The sequence below is a fragment of the Simiaoa sp. genome (assembly GCF_051972595.1).
GTDB lineage: Bacteria > Bacillota > Clostridia > Lachnospirales > Lachnospiraceae > Acetatifactor > Acetatifactor hominis.
The window spans coordinates 33121-52734 of the sequence record NZ_JBOKRY010000016.1; the positions used below are offsets into that span (position 1 = coordinate 33121).

16 protein-coding genes are annotated in these 19614 nt (G+C 47.6%); 13 read left to right on the forward strand and 3 right to left on the reverse strand.

Annotated elements, in window-relative coordinates; all coding sequences use genetic code 11:
* The first annotated feature begins 162 nt into the window (after positions 1–162).
* The 5 genes from rbfA (at position 163) to ACTRDR_RS07740 (ending at position 5212) form a co-directional block, all read left to right on the forward strand.
* Positions 163–576, forward strand: a complete 414-nt coding sequence (gene rbfA / locus ACTRDR_RS07720; RefSeq protein WP_176862237.1) for a 30S ribosome-binding factor RbfA — start codon at positions 163–165, stop codon at positions 574–576.
* Positions 576–1532 carry a DHH family phosphoesterase gene (locus tag ACTRDR_RS07725; RefSeq protein ID WP_440526775.1) on the forward strand — a complete coding sequence of 319 codons (957 nt, stop codon included), beginning with the start codon at positions 576–578 and terminating at the stop codon, positions 1530–1532. The genes rbfA and ACTRDR_RS07725 overlap by 1 nt, the downstream gene beginning before the upstream one ends.
* Positions 1532–2446 (forward strand): tRNA pseudouridine(55) synthase TruB, encoded by a 915-nt coding sequence (truB, locus tag ACTRDR_RS07730; RefSeq protein ID WP_440526776.1) that lies wholly within the window; start codon positions 1532–1534, stop codon positions 2444–2446. Before ACTRDR_RS07725 ends, truB begins: the two co-directional genes overlap by 1 nt.
* 2 nt (positions 2447–2448) lie before the next feature.
* On the forward strand, positions 2449–3360 hold the full coding sequence (locus ACTRDR_RS07735) for a bifunctional riboflavin kinase/FAD synthetase (protein WP_440526778.1): 912 nt from the start codon (positions 2449–2451) through the stop codon (positions 3358–3360).
* A 199-nt stretch (positions 3361–3559) separates the two neighbouring features.
* The gene (locus ACTRDR_RS07740) at positions 3560–5212 is read left to right on the forward strand and encodes a Na/Pi symporter (RefSeq protein WP_176862229.1); all 1653 of its coding nucleotides are present in this window, start codon (positions 3560–3562) and stop codon (positions 5210–5212) included.
* 105 nt (positions 5213–5317) lie between these two features.
* On the opposite strand, the gene ACTRDR_RS07745 is transcribed toward ACTRDR_RS07740, so the two are convergent.
* Both ACTRDR_RS07745 and ACTRDR_RS07750 read right to left on the reverse strand, forming a co-directional pair.
* Positions 5318–6940, reverse strand: coding sequence for an extracellular solute-binding protein (locus ACTRDR_RS07745; protein ID WP_440526781.1), 1623 nt, complete (start codon positions 6938–6940; stop codon positions 5318–5320).
* Between the two features lie 169 nt (positions 6941–7109).
* Positions 7110–9239 (reverse strand): glycoside hydrolase family 3 C-terminal domain-containing protein, encoded by a 2130-nt coding sequence (locus ACTRDR_RS07750; RefSeq protein ID WP_440526783.1) that lies wholly within the window; start codon positions 9237–9239, stop codon positions 7110–7112.
* Positions 9240–9474: 235 nt separating this feature from the next.
* On the opposite strand from ACTRDR_RS07750, the gene ACTRDR_RS07755 reads away from it, so the two are divergent.
* From ACTRDR_RS07755 to ACTRDR_RS07790, 8 genes are all read left to right on the forward strand, one after another.
* A complete protein-coding gene (locus tag ACTRDR_RS07755; protein ID WP_440526785.1) occupies positions 9475–10347 on the forward strand; it encodes an AraC family transcriptional regulator in 873 nt (290 codons plus the stop codon).
* 84 nt (positions 10348–10431) lie between these two features.
* Positions 10432–11697, forward strand: a complete 1266-nt coding sequence (locus ACTRDR_RS07760; RefSeq protein ID WP_176862227.1) for a competence/damage-inducible protein A — start codon at positions 10432–10434, stop codon at positions 11695–11697.
* Positions 11698–12062: 365 nt separating this feature from the next.
* Positions 12063–13091, forward strand: coding sequence for a recombinase RecA (gene recA / locus ACTRDR_RS07765; protein ID WP_176862225.1), 1029 nt, complete (start codon positions 12063–12065; stop codon positions 13089–13091).
* A 4-nt stretch (positions 13092–13095) separates the two neighbouring features.
* Positions 13096–13725 carry a regulatory protein RecX gene (locus tag ACTRDR_RS07770; protein ID WP_440526787.1) on the forward strand — a complete coding sequence of 210 codons (630 nt, stop codon included), beginning with the start codon at positions 13096–13098 and terminating at the stop codon, positions 13723–13725.
* 234 nt (positions 13726–13959) lie between these two features.
* Complete coding sequence (gene rny / locus ACTRDR_RS07775; protein ID WP_440526789.1) at positions 13960–15531, forward strand: ribonuclease Y; 1572 nt, start codon at positions 13960–13962, stop codon at positions 15529–15531.
* Between the two features lie 240 nt (positions 15532–15771).
* Positions 15772–17058, forward strand: a complete 1287-nt coding sequence (locus tag ACTRDR_RS07780; RefSeq protein ID WP_440526791.1) for an aminotransferase class I/II-fold pyridoxal phosphate-dependent enzyme — start codon at positions 15772–15774, stop codon at positions 17056–17058.
* A 41-nt stretch (positions 17059–17099) separates the two neighbouring features.
* On the forward strand, positions 17100–17642 hold the full coding sequence (locus ACTRDR_RS07785) for an NUDIX domain-containing protein (RefSeq protein ID WP_176862218.1): 543 nt from the start codon (positions 17100–17102) through the stop codon (positions 17640–17642).
* A gap of 132 nt (positions 17643–17774) precedes the next feature.
* Positions 17775–18377: a hypothetical protein gene (locus tag ACTRDR_RS07790; RefSeq protein ID WP_440526793.1), complete on the forward strand. Its 603-nt coding sequence runs from the start codon at positions 17775–17777 to the stop codon at positions 18375–18377.
* Between the two features lie 12 nt (positions 18378–18389).
* Here ACTRDR_RS07790 and ACTRDR_RS07795 read toward each other — a convergent pair whose 3' ends face one another.
* The gene (locus ACTRDR_RS07795) at positions 18390–19418 is read right to left on the reverse strand and encodes a 3-deoxy-7-phosphoheptulonate synthase (RefSeq protein ID WP_440526794.1); all 1029 of its coding nucleotides are present in this window, start codon (positions 19416–19418) and stop codon (positions 18390–18392) included.
* Between the last annotated feature and the right edge of the window lie 196 nt (positions 19419–19614).

Below are 19614 nucleotides of genomic sequence, written 5' to 3' on the forward strand. Positions count from 1 at the left end.
TATCTAAGGCGTGAAAATACCACGCCTAAGATATTCTAAAGCTTTAGCGCGAAGTTTCGCGAAGCGAAACTTCCGGTGTAGTACGAAGCGAAACTTCCGGTGTGGTACGAAGCGAAGCTTTTGGTATATCATGGTTTAGGTTTGAAGTAAGAAGGAATAAGAATGAGAAAAAATAGTGTAAAAAATACCCGTGTGAACGGGGAAGTGCAGCGTGTCCTGGCGGAGATCATCCGGGGCGGTCTTAAGGACCCCCGGATCAGTCCCTGGACCAGTGTGGTCGCTGTGGAAGTGGCACCGGATTTAAAAAGCTGTAAGGCATGGATCAGTGTGTTGGGAGACGAGGAAGTCAGAAAGTCTACCCTGCAGGGCTTAAAGAGTGCCGAAGGCTATATCCGCAGAGAACTGGCGCGTACCATCAATCTGCGCAACACTCCGGATATTACTTTTGTGATGGACCAGTCCATTGAATACGGTGTCAATATGTCCCATAAGATCGATGAGGTCATTGCTGCGGACGAACAGGCACAGAAGCCGGAAAATGAAGTTATGGAAGAAACAGAGGAAGGTGACGAATAATGGATTTGCGTGAGGAATGTCGTGGTGCAAAAAAGATCGGCATCAGCGGACATATTCGTCCCGACGGAGACTGCGTGGGTGTATGTCTGTCCTTACAGATGTACCTGCGTAAACTCCTTCCGGAAGCAGAAGTTACCATATATTTACAGAAGCCTTCCGAAGAGTTTTCCTATTTGAAGGGATACGATGAGATTCAGACCGAATGTCTGGAGCAGGATCCTTTTGATATATATTTTGCGCTGGATTGCAGTGGAGACCGACTGGGAGACGCAGAGAAATATTTTCAGAATGCGAAAAAGAAGATCAACATCGATCATCACATCAGCAATTCCGGCTGCGGTGATGTAAATCTCGTCCGTCCCGAGGTGGGCAGTGCCTGTGAGGTACTGTATCACATCATGGATGCCGAACTTATTGACAGAGATATTGCGGAAGCACTGTACACCGGCATCATCCACGATACCGGCGTATTCCAGTATTCTAATACGACACCGGAGACATTGCAGGCAGCGGCATTTTTGATCTCTTTCGGATTTAATTTTCCCAAGCTGATCGAGGAAAGCTTTTATCAGAAGACATATCTGCAGACACAGATCATGGGCAGAGCCCTGATGGAGAGCATACGTTTCATGGACGGTCGCTGTATCGTGAGCATGGTGGATCGCAAGACTATGGATTTCTACAATGCGGTTCCGGGAGATCTGGACGGCATTGTAAACCAGCTGCGCAATATTAAGGGAATCGACTGTGCGATTTTCATGTATGAGACCGGTGTACTGGAGTACAAGGTCAGCATGCGTTCCAATGAGAAGGTTGATGTGGCGAAGGTGGCATCTTTCTTTGGAGGTGGCGGACATGTACGTGCCGCAGGCTGCACCATGAAGGGAACTTTCCATGACTGCATCAATAATTTGTCACTGCACATCGATAAGCAATTGCGGGGAGAACAGGATTAATGGACGGCATCATCAATGTATACAAGGAAGCAGGTTTTACCTCTCATGATGTGGTAGCCAAGCTTCGTGGGATCTGCCGGCAGAAAAAGATAGGGCACACAGGTACACTGGATCCACAGGCTACCGGTGTGCTTCCTGTATGTCTGGGGAGTGCTACCAGAGCATGCGAAATGCTGACGGACAGGACCAAAGAATATGTGGCAGAACTTTTGCTGGGGAAGATCACAGATACCCAGGATACCACGGGAACCGTTTTGGAAGAGCGGGAAGTAGCGGTGGATGAGGCACAGGTACGTGAAGTGATCGGAAGCTTTGTCGGCGGTTATGACCAGATCCCGCCTATGTATTCCGCGCTGAAGGTCAACGGAAAGAAGCTTTATGAACTGGCCAGGGCAGGTAAAGAAGTAGAACGGCAGGCAAGACACGTGGATCTGCCGGCGATCGAGATCCTGGAGATCCGGCTTCCGGTGGTGAAATTCCGTGTGGAATGCTCCAAGGGAACCTATATTCGCAGTCTTTGTGCCGATATTGGTGGGAAGCTTGGCTGCGGTGGCACCATGCAGAGCCTCGTCCGCACCAGAGTCGGAGAATTCCGGCTTAAAGATGCCCTGACACTGACACAGCTGCAGGAACTTCGGGATACGGGCAGATTAGAGGAGGCACTGCTTCCCACGGACCGTATTTTTGCGGATTTTAATGCAGTGCATGTAGAGGAAAAATGGCGGAAATTGATCGATAACGGGAACGCTTTTTATCCGGGACAGACCATGGAGCAGACTACTTATCCTGTGGGAGAGTGGGTGCGTGTTTACAGAGAGGATGACAGCTTTGTGGGCATTTATGCGTATGACGGGGCAAAAGAATGGTACAAGCCCGTGAAAATCTTCCCCAGTAACACAGAAAGCAGGAAATAGACTTGGAAATTATTGCAGGAACAACAGACTTTTATCTGGAAAAAGATACAGCGGTAGCCATCGGCAAATTTGACGGTGTGCATTTGGGGCACAGAAGACTTTTAGAGGAAATCCTGAATAGGAAAAAGAACGGACTGGCAGCCTGTGTTTTCACTTTTGATCCCACACCGGCGGTGCTGTTCGGACTGTCGGATGGAAAAGAATTGACGACAAGAGAAGAGAAAAGACGTCTCTTCGAACGTCTGGGTATCGACATCCTGATCGAGTTCCCGCTGACAAAAGAGACTGCGGCCACAGAACCGGAGCGTTTCGTGACAGAGATTCTGGCGAAGCAGATGAATACCCGTTTTGTGGCGGCAGGTGAAGATCTGTCTTTTGGAAAAAATGGTGCAGGCAATGCCGAGCTTTTAGAGAAAATGGCTCCGCAGTTAGGTTTTTGTGTCCGGACCATAGAGAAGATCGAAGTGGATGGCATCGAGGTCAGCTCCACTTACATCCGCAAGCTGGTGGAAGAGGGGCGGATGGAAGAAGCAGAAAAGATGCTGGGAATGCCCTATACTCTGGTGGGATGCGTGGAACATGGCAACCATATCGGTCATACTTTGGGATTTCCCACGGTAAATCTCCTGCCGCCCGCAGGCAAACTTCTGCCTCCCAACGGTGTCTATTATGCGGCAGTACGTTATAATGGGAAAATCTACAAAGCCATCAGCAATGTGGGAACCAAACCGACTGTTTCTTCCGAAAAAAGGATGGGAGTGGAATCCTATCTGTACGATTTTGATCTGGACATCTACGGACAGGAGATCGAGGTGGCATTAAAAAGCTTCCGACGCCCGGAACGCAGATTCGGATCGTTGGAAGAACTTAAGAAGCAGCTGGACCTGGATATTGCGGATGGGCGAAACGCATAGAAAAACGGCTGTTATGCGCAAAAATGGTGGAAAACGCGTAAAATTTTGTAAAGAAAAGTAAAAGAAAAGTAAAATTTACATTGCAAGTTTTTATTCTATCTCGTAAAATATATTTTGGATTGTTTCTATTTAGAATAAAGTTTGAAAATAATTATTTTGTTTTTTCGTAAGAGAATCGAGAGAGATTGAGGGATTAAAAATGAGCTTTGGAACAATATTGACAATGGCCGGAGGTCTGGGACTGTTTTTATTCGGAATGGAACTTATGAGTGATTCCATCGAGAAGGTAGCAGGTGCCAAGCTTCGTCGTATTCTGGAGATTTTCACCACGAATCGTTTCATGGGTATGATCGTAGGTATTATTTTCACCGGTATCATCCAGTCTTCCTCAGCATGTACGGTCATGGTCGTCAGCTTCGTTAACTCCGGGCTGATGAATCTGTATCAGGCAGCGGGAGTTATCCTCGGTGCCAACATCGGTACTACCATCACCTCACAGCTGGTATCATTTAATTTATCGAAAATAGCACCGCTGATCTTATTAGTAGGTGTGGTCGTGATGATGTTCACGAAAAAAGAAAAAGTCCGCAAGGTTGCGGAAGTGGTCGTAGGATTCGGTATCCTGTTCGTGGGCTTAAGTACCATGTCCCAGGCGATGGCGAATATGAAGAACGAACCTCAGGTAGTGAATCTGCTGATGTCCCTGAAGAACCCGTTCTTAGCTACACTTATGGGATTCGCCCTGACTGCTGTTATTCAGAGCTCATCCGTAACGGTCAGTATCGTACTTTTACTTGCCAATCAGGATCTGCTGCCGTTACCTATTACACTGTACATTATCTTAGGATGTAATATCGGTGCCTGTGCTACCGCAATGTTAGCTTCCATGACCGGTAAAAAGGATGCGAAGAGAGCTGCACTGATCCATCTGCTGTTCAATATCATTGGCACTGTTATTATCTACATTGCTCTGTTTGTGGCAGGAGATCAGATCGTGGAACTGATCAAGTCTATCTCCGCAGACAACGGCCGGTTCGTGGCAAATGCGCATACGATGATCAAGATCGCTCAGGTAATCATGCTGTTCCCGTTCACCGGCTGGCTGGTGAAGATGACCTACCTGATCGTTCCCGGCGAAGATCAGAAGGTTGGTTACAGAGAAAGCTATCAGTTAAAATACATCGGAGACAAAGTGGTGTTCAACCCCGCTACCGCAGTGGTAGAGGTTGTCAAGGAGCTGGAGCGTATGGCTTCCCTGGCGGAGGAGAACTTAAACCGTGCCATGAATGCGCTGATTACATTAGATGAAGAAGACATTGAGGAAGTCTACGAGGTAGAGAAAAATATCAACTTCCTGAACCATGCCATTACAGATTATCTGGTGAAGATCAACCAGACGACGCTGCCCATCGAAGACTTGAACAGTCTGGGTGCCCTGTTCCATGTGGTGAACGATATCGAGCGTATCGGTGACCATGCAGAGAACGTAGCGGATGCCGCCAGACAGCGCAAGGAAGAGGGAATCTCCATCAGTAAGGAAGCCCAGAAGGAACTGGGAGACATGCTGGAGATGGTCAATAAGATCATTCGTTATGCCGTAGAGATGTTCGCCAAGAGCGATGAGACCCATATGCAGGAGATCGTCACTTTAGAGGATCAGGTAGATGAGAAAGAACGCGAACTGCAGAAGAAGCATGTAGAGCGTCTTACCAAGGGAGAATGTTCTCCCGAAGCCGGTATGATCTTCTCTGATATCGTATCCGGTCTGGAGAGAGTTGCGGATCATGCTACCAACATTGCATTCGCCATTACCACGGAAGAGGAAATGGATGAAGGCAAAGTAAATAACTAGATACATGACAGAAGCTGTAAAAGGCTGCCCTACATATCATATATGTGGGACAGCCTTTTTTGGAAGTTATAGAAATGAAATGATAGCTTTTACCAAATATAAGGACTACTGTACATTCAACTCGGAGAGAATCTCATCTACCATATCCTGAGTTGTCTTCACATAGTTGTCCATAGCGGCATCTACATTGCCACCCTTTACAACCACTTCAGCGATGACTGCGTTCTTGGCATCGGTGATGGTGCCACCGTAGTTGGTGATGGCATCACAGGATGCGGAATGAGGAGCATCTACGCTGTGCTCGGAGAAAAACTCGTTACATTCTTTGGTCAGGTCGGTAGCGGATTCAAAACCATTCTCTAAGGAGCAGATCATGGAAGAAGGATCAATAGCATTCTTTTTCCATAGAGCACTGGGATCGGAAGGGTTCAGGCGAAGATGAAATTCACCATCTTTATACTCATAGGTCTTTGCATTGTCGGTACCTTCACCGGTAACAATAGTTTCTGCTTTGGTAGACCAGTGATAACCCTCAGCACCGTATACCCACAGTGTCTGTACAGTGCCACCATCAAACATGGTTTCGAAGACTGCATCAAAAATTGCCTGTTCTCTGGAATCATCGCCGTCACCGTCATCAATAATGCAGTACACAGGAGATTCTCGGTTCAGGTAGCCATCCATTTCAGCGAGGGGAGCCAGTCTTGCCAGCCCGGAATCCACACCGTTTTTGTCCATGTTGTTGATCAGATTATCGTTCCAGTAACCGGACCAGTAAGTGAAAGCGCCGAAGGAACCGGACTGGTCAGAAGACCACCATTTTTCACGAACATCCTTGGTACCCATGGTCAGGGACTCGGGATCGATAACGCCGTCAGCGTAAGCCTGCTGTAAACGAAGCAGAGCATCCTTGGTCTCTTGAGTGTTGAAACCATCATACCATACACCATTCTCATCATAAGTGAAGTTGGGGTATGCATTCTGCCAGAACTGAGGCAGGTAGTTGGTATAAGGAGCCTCAGAACCGATAAAGCCTGCCGCAGCAACGCCATAGGTATCATTCTTGCCGTTGCCGTCAGGATCCTGCTCGGTGAATGCCTTTAACATTGCATAGTAGGAATCCCAGTCGGTAACATCTTCAGCCTTCATGCCAACAGCATCCAGCCATGCCTGTTTTACATAAGTGATACAACCGCCGCCAAGACCGGTGGACAGACCATACTGTCTGCCATCGATACGAACGCTCTGGTTCACTGCGGGAAGTACCATATGGCTCTGGAACTTTGCATTATCATAGGCATCTGTCATATCCCACAGAAGACCGGTTTTTGCATATTCGGCATACTGACTTGCATTCAGCAGAATCACATCAGGATAATCACCGCTGGCGAACAGACGACCGACACCATCTACATAACTGGAATGGTCTAACTGCTGGATATTCAGGCTGATGGGATGACCAAGTGCTTCACTGACAGCAACGTCCCACTGTTCGATGAACTTGTCCTGATAAGCATCTACGGATGCATTGAAAGTACCGTCTACGACGAGGGTAACCTTGTCCAGCACATAGCCGTTATCGGAAGAAGCGGCGCTTTCGGTAGCCGCTGCAGTGCCTGCGGCATCGGTGGATGCTGCGGGAGTATCGGAACCCTGGTTTCCGCAGGCGGTGAGTGCGGTCAGCATGGAAACTGACAGCAGTAAGCTTAAGATCTTGTTTCTTTTCATTGTAATCCTCCTTGTTTTCCGAAGGAAAATCCGAGCCTCTATGGTGAGGAGAGGATTTATCCTCCTTGTTTTCCGAAGGAAAATCCAGACCTCTATGTCGAGGAGAGGATTTATCCTTCTTGTTTTAAAAATACATCTCTCTATAGCAAATGGCTTACCACCATAGTGCTCAGTGTAATGGGATCTCGAGGATCTGTCCTCTGCCGTATTCATAGGTCTTCTGACCTTCTTCGGTCAGATCCGGCTGGGCAAATCCTACATATAATGTAGCGGATGTACCATCACAGTTACGGTTACCGGAATCATCTACTGTAGTAAATGCCACGGCGGGAACTTCAATCCGTAATTCCCGGTCTGCTCCGGCTTCCAGGCGGATCCGCTCAAAGGCTGCCAACTTGTGATTCGGCACTTCATTGGCGGAGCCATTCACATGGACATAAACCTGTATGACATCACTTAAGTCACGATCCGTGGGATTCTGACAGTGCAGAGTGATCTGTGCGGAGGGAATCTCCCTCGTGTATTCTACCTCTGACACTTTCGCTTCTGTAATCTGTAATTCTCCGTATGTCAGTCCGAAGCCGAAAGGCTTCCAGGGTTTGCCTTCCAAATAACGGTAGGTACGTCCGGTCATGCGATAATCGGTAATGTCCGGAAGAGGACTATCATTATAATAGAAGGTAAGTGGCAGTTTGCCGCCGGGAGATACTTTGCCAAACAGAATATCCGCAATAGCACGTCCACCTTCGCCGCCGGGATACCAGGCATGCAGGATCGCAGACACCTGATCCTCATAAGCGGATAGATCTATGGGGCTTCCGGCGAGATCGACCAGAATCACCGGAGTGCCGGTAGCAAGTACCTGTTCCACTAGGTCTCTCTGAATCTTGGGAAGCAATAGATCCGGTTTGTCACCGCTGGCAAACGCATTGCCGGCATCTCCCTGTTCACCTTCCAGTGTAATATCGAGACCGACGCAGAGGATGGCGAGATCGCAGGACTGCGCCAAAGCCACAGCCTCCGGGATGCGGTAATTCTGAAATACCTTCCGAATAGAAGGATCGTCATAGAGCAGACACCCTTCCGCATAATTCACATCCCAGTCGGTATCTTCGCAGATTCTTATGATGCCTTCCACCACAGTGATGGAGCGGGGCGGGGTACCGTTGTAATTGCCGACTAATGCGGCATGACTGTCGGCGTTGGGACCGATGACTGCCACACGTTTTTTATCCTTCAGGGAAAGGGGCAGTGTGCCGTTATTTTTTAACAGTACACAGCTCTCCACAGCAGCCTGATAAGCCAGTTCTCTGTGCTTCTTGCAGCCCACCACATTGTATGGAATTTCGTCTAATATACTGTGGTCAAAGAGTCCCAACAGATATCTGGTGGTGAAGAGGCGCACGGCACTGCGGCGGATCTCTTCTTCGCTCACTTTTCCCTGTTTATATGCCTGTAAGATATATTCATAGGTACAGCCGCAGTTTAAGTCACAGCCCTTCTCCAGGGCGAGAGCAGCAGAATCTTCAGGAAAAGCAGTCACATGGTGTCCTTCGTGGAAATCCCGGATTGCCCAGCAATCGGAGACGAAATGTCCTTGAAAATGCCATTTACCGCGAAGTACTTCTTCCATAAGATAGGAGTGTGCACAACAGGGTTCCTCGTTGGTGCGATTGTAGGCACCCATGACAGCTTCCACATCTGCCTGCTTTACCAGGGCTTCAAAAGCGGGAAGATATGTCTCCCACAGATCTTTTTTCGTAGCCTTGGCGTCAAAACTGTGACGCAGGGCTTCCGGACCGGAGTGTACCGCAAAATGTTTGGCACAGGCGGCGGTAGTTAAGTACCCGTCCCGTTTCGTTTGTAATCCTTCTACAAAGGCACAGCCAAGGGTAGCAGTAAGCATGGGGTCTTCTCCGTAGGTCTCCTGACCTCTTCCCCAGCGGGGATCGCGGAAGATATTGATATTGGGAGACCACATGGTCACACCCTTATAGCGCGTACGATCCTCCAGACGGGAATATGCGTTATATTTTGCCCTGGCTTCCAGTGCGATGGAACCGGCAATTTTTTGCAGAAGATCACGGTCAAAAGTTGCGCCCAGACCGATCGCCTGTGGATAGCAGGTGGCAGTGCCGGCTCTGGCGACTCCATGGAGCGCTTCGCTCCACCAGTCATAGGCGGGAACGCCCAGACGTGGAATCGCGGGAGAGGAGTGCAGCAGCTGCGATGCAACTTCTTCGATTGTCATTTTTGCTACCAGTGCGGCAGCTTTTTCTCTGGCTTCTGTACGATTCATAAAGCACCTCTTCTTTATATTGTTCATAAATTGGTACTGCTTTCATTTGAGATTATTGTACGTGAAAAATGCTTAAGCTGCACGACAAAAAGAAAATACTTATAGGACAAAAATTGCTATTTCAGGGAAAATAGTGGAAATCTGGAATGGAATATGGTATGTAGAATACAGACGGTACAAAATTTGATTTGTGATTCTTTCGATGAAAGGAATCGTCTGCGGAATGGAGATTAGTATGAATACAGTAAAACCGTTTTATGAGAGCAGAAAAAAGGTCTATGACTGTCATGTCTGGTGGCATCCGAACTTCCCATTTCATCTGCATAAGCATATGGAATTTGTTCATTTGACGGAAGGAGAGATGGATGCCACGGTAGCGGGAGTAAAATATCATCTGACTACCGGAGATTGTCTGATGATCTACCCGAATCAGATTCATTCTTACAGCTCTGTGGGAGAGGTGGGGATGCTTCTGATCATTGCGGATATGGATTACATTGGGGAATTTCAGGAAGAACTTACCTATTATGATATGAAGTCTCCCTATTTTCAGAAAGGGATGCTCAGCCGGTACGGACAGATGGTGTTAGACATCCTGGCGGACATCGGGTTACATAAGGAACTGCGACCGTTCAGGCAGGATAAAGGGCTGTTAATGGCACTGCTTGCGGACATGTATGAAAATATTGCGGTGATTAAAAAGGACAAGCCATCTGACCTGAATATTACGCAGAGGCTGTTACAATATATCAACGACAATATTACCGTAGAACTGACAGCACAGAAGGTGGCAAAAGAGCTGGGGATCAGCCCGTATTATCTGTCTCACATTTTTTCTTCTCAGTTGAATATTTCATTTCCCTCTTATGTAGCGCAGCAGCGGATGATTCTGGCATGCAATCTGTTAAAGGACAGCCGCAAAACCGTGACGGAGATCAGCTACGAGTGTGGATTTCCCAACATGCGCTCTTTCCATCGCAGTTTCCAGAAACGGTATGAATGCACCCCTACCCAGTGGCGGGAGAGAAGCCATCGGGGAACCGATGAAAAAATACGACATCAGCTCTGGAATCAGGAAAAGGTGGAGGCAGAAAACTCTCTGCAGTAAAATATTTCCTTTTCTCTGCTTTGGAAGTGTAGTATACTGTCTGTGGACAAACCTGTGACAAGGATAGCGAAAGGCGGTAAATATATGACAGCGGAGATCATCTGTGTAGGCACCGAAATATTACTGGGGAACATTGTGAATACCAATGCGGCATATCTTGCGGAAAAGCTGGCAGGAGCCGGACTGGACTGCTACTACCAGACGGTGGTGGGAGATAATGCGGAGAGACTGGCGGGAGTACTGAAATGTGCCATGGAACGCTCGGATGTGATTCTGTTATCCGGCGGACTGGGTCCCACGGAGGATGATCTGACCAAGGAGACCGTGGCAAAGGTCTGCGGGAAAAATTTATCTGTGGATGATCACAGCATGGAACGGATCGCAGAATTTTTTGCTGTAAGAGACATACAGCCTACGGATAATAACTGGAAACAGGCCATGGTACCCGAAGGAGCGAAGGTTCTGGATAATGACAACGGAACCGCTCCGGGCATTATTCTGGAGACAGACAGGAACCGTATTGTATTATTACCGGGGCCTCCTGCGGAGCTGATCCCGATGTTCGAGCAGCAGGTATTCCCGTATCTGGAGGGCCTGACTCCCGGAATTATCTGCTCCCAGACTGTGAAGATCTGCGGTGTGCCGGAGAGCCAGGTGGAGGATACCCTGAAGGATCTGATCGCCGAACAGACAAATCCGACCATAGCCACCTATGCCAAGACCGGCGAGGTACATATCCGGGTGACGGCTTCCGGGGAGAATGCCAAGGCAGCCGGAAAAGCCATCAAACCTGTGGTGAAGGAATTAAAATCCCGTTTCGGAGCGGATATTTACAGCACAAAAGGGGAGACGACGCTGGAAACGGCAGTGGCGGATCTACTGCTTGCCAACGATCTGACGGTGACTACCGCAGAGTCCTGCACCGGCGGTATGATCGCTGCAAGGATTATCAACGTGCCCGGGGTATCGGAATGCTATAAGGCGGGACTGGTAACTTATTCGAACAAAGCCAAGAGAAAATTTTTGGGTGTACGCAAGAGCACACTGGATAAATACGGTGCTGTCAGCAGCAAAACCGCCGGTGAAATGGCAAAGGGAGCGGCAATGCTGATGAAGTCGGATGTGGCAGTGGCAGTGACCGGCATTGCGGGTCCGGACGGTGGAACCGAGGAGAAGCCGGTAGGGCTGGTATACATCGGATGTAGCGTGAAGGGAGAGCTTACGGTGAAGGAATATCATTTCTCAGGAACCCGCAGCCAGATCAGAGAGGCAACCACCTGTGCAGCGCTGATCCTGATGCGCAGCTGTATACTGAAATACTTCAGCAAGGTTACTTTTGGTAAAAAGTAACAAAAAAATAATTTGTGAGATACCCTCAAAACGTAGGGGGTAAAAATTGTAGATAGTGCCGAAAAAAAAGAAATGTATCATGCGTCCTTGCGGGAAGCGGGGATGTGTGGTACATTCTTTTTATATCTTGTAGCGGAGTAATTCGCTGACATGTCTTTCTATCTCTGATTATCGGCAATTCAGGCATTCGCCAAAATTTCAGACGATTATCGGGACAAAATTAGTAAATAGGGGGGGATGCTATTAAAGGGAGTTTTATTGGACATAAAATAGATATAATAAAAATAGACATTGACAAACACGAACAAATGTTTTATCCTAAATAAAAGCAGAACATTTGTTCCTTGTAAGAAAAGGAGATTAACATGGAAAAAGACGATAAGCTTAAAGCATTGGATGCGGCACTGAGCCAGATTGAGAAGCAATATGGAAAGGGCGCGGTAATGAAGCTGGGAGATCCCACAGCGCAGATGAATGTGGAGACCATTCCCACCGGTTCTTTAAGTTTGGATATAGCCTTGGGACTGGGTGGTATTCCCAAGGGAAGGATCATCGAGATCTACGGACCGGAATCCAGTGGTAAGACCACCGTTACCTTACATATGATCGCAGAGGTACAGAAGAGAGGTGGTATTGCCGGATTCATCGATGCGGAGCATGCCTTAGATCCCGTCTATGCGAAGAATATCGGTGTAGACATTGATAATCTGTACATTTCCCAGCCGGATAACGGTGAGCAGGCACTGGAGATCACTGAGACCATGGTACGTTCCGGCGCCATCGATATTATTGTAGTGGACTCTGTTGCCGCACTGGTACCGAAGGCGGAGATCGACGGTGACATGGGAGACAGCCATGTGGGCTTACAGGCACGACTGATGTCCCAGGCATTGCGTAAGCTGACTGCTGTCATCAGCAAGTCCAACTGTACCGTAATCTTCATCAACCAGCTGCGTGAGAAGGTAGGTGTAATGTTCGGTAATCCCGAGACTACCACCGGTGGTCGTGCATTGAAGTTCTACTCCTCCGTACGACTGGACGTCAGAAGAATCGAAGCGCTGAAGCAGGGCGGTGAAGTCATCGGTAACCGTACCCGTGTCAAAGTCGTTAAGAATAAGATCGCGCCTCCTTTCAAGGAAGCAGAGTTTGATATCATGTTCGGTGAGGGTATTTCCATGGTAGGAGATATTCTGGATCTGGCAGCCAGCTGTGATGTCGTAGCCAAGTCCGGTGCCTGGTATGCCTATGAAGGGAACAAGATCGGACAGGGACGCGAGAATGCCAAGCAGTATCTGAAGGACAATCCTGCCGTCTGTGATGAGATCGCCGAGAAGGTCAGAGAGCATTACGGACTGAAGGCAGACGTTGCTGCCGCAGCCGAGAAAGAAGAGTAGATACATGCTGGTAACACAGGTTACGGAACTTTCCAAATCGAGAAGTAAGGTATATATTGACCAGGAATTCGCCTTTGTATTATACAAAGGCGAATTGCGTCTCTACCATATAAAAGAGGGCGAGCCGTTAAAGGAAGAGGACTACCGGACCATCATGGGGGAAGTACTTCCCAAACGGGCGAAGCTTCGTGCCATGAATCTGTTACAGGGACGAGAATATACCACATCGCAGCTTCGGACGAAGCTGCAGCAGGGCTTTTATCCGCCCAAGATCATAGAGCAGGCAATCGACTATGTGGCAGGATTTCATTATATTGATGACCTGCGGTATGCGGTGGACTATATTACCTATCATGAGGACAGCCGCAGCAGACGTCGGATCGAACAGGATCTGCAGGGCAAGGGAATCTTAGCAGCGACCATAGAAGAGGCATGGCAGGTATGGCGGGAGAACGGTGGTAAGCAGGATGAACAGGCTATGATCCGGGAGCTCCTTCATAAGAAGCACTACGATACAGAAGGCGAGACGGACTGGAAGGAACGGCAGAAGATATACGCCTTCCTGGCAAGGAAGGGGTTTTCCGCGGAAGTAATTCGTAAGGCAATCGGCGGCATGCATGGCGATGATTTTTAAGAATGTCGGATTGAGTGGTATTTACAAGAAATAATGCACAAAGAATATTTTAATATGGGAACTATTTTTGGAGTAATTGCGACTTGTACTTGACAGAGGTGTAATTTCAGTTTACACTAATACTGTTGTGAATTGCTTGTTAGAATGTACATAAATTGCATTCTATTATGAACGATAATTTGTATTGTCGGAGCAAAATGTACAATGAAAATTTCATAAGGAGGTGCTCCTGTAGTGGACACTAATATTGTAATAGTATTAGTGGCTTCTGCGATCGTTCTTGTCGTAGCCGTTATCGCAGCCGTGCTGATCACATCCAAAGTTACTACTTCCCGCCTGAAGAACAATGCGGAGAGTACGATCGGTAATGCGGAGGAGAAGGCAAGAGAGATTATTGATGAAGCTCTGAGAACTGCGGAGAACAAAAAGCGTGAATCACTCCTGGAAGTCAAGGAAGAGTCCATTCGTACCAAGAATGAACTGGACAAAGAGATCAAGGAACGCAGAGCGGAAGCTCAGCGGTATGAGCGCAGAGTTCAGCAGAAGGAAGAGAACATCGACAAGAAAGCAGATGCCATCGAGAAGCGCGAAGCAAGTTTAGCATCCAGAGAAGAAACTCTCAACCGTATGAAGGATGAAGTCTCCAAGCTGAATGAGCAGCGTGTGCAGGAACTGGAACGAATTTCCGGATTAACCTCTGAACAAGCAAAAGATTACTTATTGAAAATTGTTGAAGATGAAGTGAAGCATGAATCGGCCGTGATGATCAAGGAAATGGAGAGTCGGGCCAAAGAAGAAGCAGACAAAAAGGCAAAGGAATATGTGGTTAACGCAATACAGAGATGTGCAGCAGATCATGTCTCTGAGACTACAATTTCCGTTGTACAGTTACCTAATGACGAGATGAAGGGACGTATCATCGGGCGTGAGGGACGTAACATCCGTACCCTTGAGACCATGACGGGTGTAGACCTGATCATTGATGATACACCGGAGGCAGTTATTCTGTCCGGATTTGATCCGATCCGACGTGAGGTAGCGAGAATTGCGCTGGAGAAGCTGATCGTGGATGGACGTATTCATCCCGCCAGAATCGAAGAGATGGTAGAGAAAGCGCAGAAGGAAGTCGAAGTAATGATCAAGGAAGAGGGAGAAGCCGCAACCCTGGAGGTTGGCGTACATGGCATCCATCCCGAACTGGTAAGATTACTCGGCAAGATGAAATTCCGTACCAGCTATGGTCAGAACGCATTAAAGCATTCCATCGAAGTGGCACAGCTGTCAGGGCTGTTAGCTGCAGAGCTGGGACTGGATGTGAGACTTGCCAAGAGAGCGGGACTGCTGCATGATATCGGTAAGGCAGTTGACCACGAAATGGAAGGCTCCCATATTCAGTTAGGTGCTGAACTGTGTCGGAAATACAAAGAGAATGCTACTGTTATCAACGCAGTGGAATCTCACCATGGCGATGTAGAGCCTACTTCCCTGATTGCATGTATTGTACAAGCTGCTGATACAATATCCGCTGCAAGACCGGGAGCTAGAAGGGAAACATTAGAAACCTATACTAGCAGATTAAGACAGTTAGAAGATATCACAAACAATTTCAAAGGTGTAGATAAATCTTTTGCTATTCAGGCAGGTCGTGAAGTTCGTGTTATGGTAGTGCCTGAGCAGATCTCAGATGCCGATATGGTACTGTTGGCAAGAGATATTTCCAAGCAGATCGAAGCTGAACTGGAATATCCCGGACAGATCAAGGTAAATGTGATCCGTGAGAGCCGCGTAATTGATTACGCCAAATAACTGACCAGTCAGAAATGACAATTTCATAAGATGTAACTGACAGCCGTTGTATGGAAACATGCAGCGGCTGTTTTCATACATTTGTATCAAAAACAGTAGTAAAAAAAGTGAAAGTTCCCTATTGTGTTATCTGCTGTCTTATAGTATGATATTCAAAGTGTATGATTGTATACGATTATCCAATATTCACAGAAGAAAGCGTATTCCCCATGGGAAAGAACGAGAAAGGTATGGTACGAAATGAAAGCATATCAGGAATTATCCAAGGAAGAACTTTTAACATTGAAGGCAGAGCTTAACGCTGCATACGAAGATGCAAAAGGCAAAGGACTGAAACTGGATATGTCCAGAGGAAAACCGGCAGTGAACCAGCTGGATATGACAATGGATTATCTCGATGTTGTGAATTCTCAGAGCGCTATGAAAGCTGAGGATGGCATGGATGTTCGTAATTACGGGGGACTGGACGGTATTCCCGAGGCGAAAAAACTGATTGCTGATATTCTGGAAGTGAAGCCGGAGAATGTGATCGTCTGTGGTAATGCCAGTCTGACCATCATGTATGATACCGTATCCCGGGCTATGACCCACGGATTCTTAGGCAATACCCCCTGGTGCAAGCTGGATCATGTTAAATTCTTGTGCCCTGTCCCCGGCTATGACAGACATTTTGGTATTACCGAGCATTTCGGAATCGAAATGATCAACGTTCCCATGACTCCCGAAGGACCGGATATGGATCTGGTAGAGAAGCTGGTATCCGAAGATCCCGCCATCAAGGGTATTTGGTGTGTACCGAAGTACTCCAACCCTCAGGGATATTCTTATTCCGATGAGACGGTAAGACGTTTCGCAGCGCTTACGCCGGCGGCACCGGATTTCCGTATTTTTTGGGATAATGCTTATGCAATTCATCATTTATACGATGACAGACAGGATCAGCTGTTAGAGATTCTCTCTGAATGTGAGAAGGCAGGACATCCTGATATGGTATTTGAGTTCTGCTCTACCTCCAAGGTGACATTTGCGGGAGCGGGTATTGCAGCGATTGCATCCTCTAAGGCAAATCTGGATGATATGCGTAAGTCCATGACGATCCAGACTATCGGTTATGACAAGATCAACCAGCTGCGCCATGTGCGTTACTTTAAGGACATCAACGGTGTCCGTGAACATATGAAGAAACATGCGGCTATTATGAGACCCAAGTTCGAGGCAGTACTGAAAGTACTGGAGGAGGAACTGGGAGGTCTTGGTATCGGTATCTGGACGAAACCCAACGGCGGATATTTCATCTCCTTTGATGCCATGGAGGGCTGTGCGAAGGCAATCGTGGCAAAGTGTAAGGAAGCCGGTGTGACGCTGACCGGAGCAGGAGCAACCTTCCCGTATAAGAAGGACCCGAAGGATTCGAATATCCGTATTGCACCTTCCTTCCCGACTCCGGAAGAGATGGCAATGGCTACGGATCTGTTCGTACTTTGTGTCAAGATGGTAAGCGTAGATAAATTGCTGGAGAGCAAATAAGTTTATTTGAGTTATATTTGGATGAGAAGGGACGATGAGTCATGGAAAAATTCAAGCGTATCAGCCGTGATCTGGTAGCAAAAGGTGCCATTCTCGATTATTATCAGGATACCATGCAGATTCCTAATGGCAATATTGCAAAATGGGATCTGATCGATCATAAGGGAGCGGCTGCCGTGGTGGCTGTGAGAGAAGACGGCAAGCTTCTGATGGTGCGCCAGTACCGTAATGCACTGGAGCGTGAGACACTGGAGATCCCGGCAGGAGGACTGAACGGCAGGGAAGAACCTACGGATCAGGCAGCTATGCGGGAACTGCAGGAGGAGACCGGGTATCATACCGACCATGTGGAACTGTTGACTTCCATCTATACCACAGTGGCTTTCTGTAATGAGAAGATCGACATCTATCTGGCGAGAGGTCTGAAGGACAGAGGAAGCCAGCATCTGGATGAAGATGAATTCATCAATGTAGAGGCGTATTCTGTGGAGGAATTAAAGCAGATGATCTATGACTGCAAGATTCAGGATTCCAAGACCATCTGTGGTATTCTGACCTATGCTTCAAAATATCTGAATGCATAATATATAATTTAAGATGCTAAGCCCCATCCGACAAGTAAAACTGTCTGATGGGGCTTTTTTGTGCCGACAAAGCATGATCCGGCATGTTGTCCGCATATATTAGCATAACACAGTGAAGCGGAGGATGGGGATTTGTGGAAATGGGACAGATCAATGCTGCCGGCGGGAAAGCTTCCGCTGCGTTTTTTGTTCCTGATCGGATTTGTAATCGGATTGTCTGCAGCATATTTTGGACGGAGAATCTGGTTTCAGACCACGGGGATACTGGACGAAGATATGTTGTACCGGATGAAATATATGACAGTGGACAGTAGAGGATTGTTTTTGTATGTGTTGTGTAAAAGATGTCGGAATTTTATCGTGCTGATCATTATGGCAACCACGTATCTGGGACTGGTGTTTTGTGGGGGGATTACGGTAAAGTACGGATTTTCCATAGGTTTTTTTATAAGTACGGCTATTTACCGGTATGGGGTCAAAGGACTCTTATTGGGAATTGTAGGTGCATTTCCACAGTATCTGTGTTATGTGCCGGCGATACTTCTGTTGATCAGATGGTGTGAGGATCTGCACCGTAGTATTTATTTTTATCATAATATAACCGGGCAGGGAAAAAAGTCCCTGCCCGGCAGATTGGGAAAACTGGCACTTATTCTGATGGTGCTCGTTTTCGGATGCATATTGGAATGCTTTGTGAATCCTGTGTTATTAAAAGGCTTCCTGCAATTTTTCTAAAAAAGCTTTGCCTTATTCGTACTCTGCAATATCATAGATCAGACGCTCGCTGTCTTCCCAGCCCAGGCAGGGATCAGTGATGGACTTGCCGTAGCAGCCGGCACCTACCTTCTGGTTGCCTTCCTCGATATAGCTCTCGATCATGACACCCTTGACCAGCTTGTGCAGATCGGGACTGAGCTTACGGCTGTGCATTACCTCCTTGGTGATACGGATCTGCTCCTTGAACTGCTTGTTGGAATTGGAGTGGTTCGCATCAATGACACAGGCAGGATTCTTCAGGTCCATCGTATTGTACATATCCCACAGGCGGATCAGATCTTCATAATGGTAGTTGGGAATGTTGGCACCATGCTTGTTGGTAGCACCGCGCAGTACAGTATGTGCCAGGTCGTTGCCATGGGTGTTCACTTCCCATCCGGTATAGATGAAAGAGTGGGGATGCTGTGCCGCATATACGGAGTTCAGCATTACGGAGAAGTCTCCGCTGGTAGGGTTCTTCATGCCGGCAGCCACATCAAAGCCGCTGACGGTCAGACGATGCTGCTGATCCTCTACGGAACGGGCACCGATGGCCACATAGGAGAGGATGTCGGATACATACCCCCAGTTCTCCGGGTATAACATTTCGTCTGCAGCGGTAAGTCCTGTCTCCTGGATCGCACGGATGTGCATTTTACGCATTGCCATCAGACCAGCCAGGAAATCAGGCTTTTTCTCGGGATCGGGCTGGCTGGTGATGCCCTTGTAGCCTTCACCGGTAGTACGGGGCTTATTCGTATAGATTCTGGGGATCAGGATCAGCTTGTCCTTGACCTGCTCATTGACTCTTGCCAGACGATTGACATAGTCACATACGGAATCCTCGTTATCAGCGGAGCAGGGTCCGATGATCACAAGGAATTTATTGCTTTTGCCGGTGAGAACATCACGGATCCCGGCGTCTCTTTCTTCTTTGATCTTGGCTAATTCTGCCGGAAGAGGCAGTTCCTTGCGGATCTCCGCAGGAGTGGGGAGTTTTTTGATAAATTCAAAGCTCATAGTATTCCATCGTGCGAGGGGCACGTCCTTTCTGATAAATGTCATTGCCCATTATAGCCCAGATTGCGTTCGGATGCAAGAAAATTTAGCGATTTAAAGCGAAAAAGAGTTAAAACAAATAAATTGCTGTGCTAAAGCGTTAATTTGGAAAATTATATTGACACACTGAAACGTTTGACATAAATTTAAATATGTA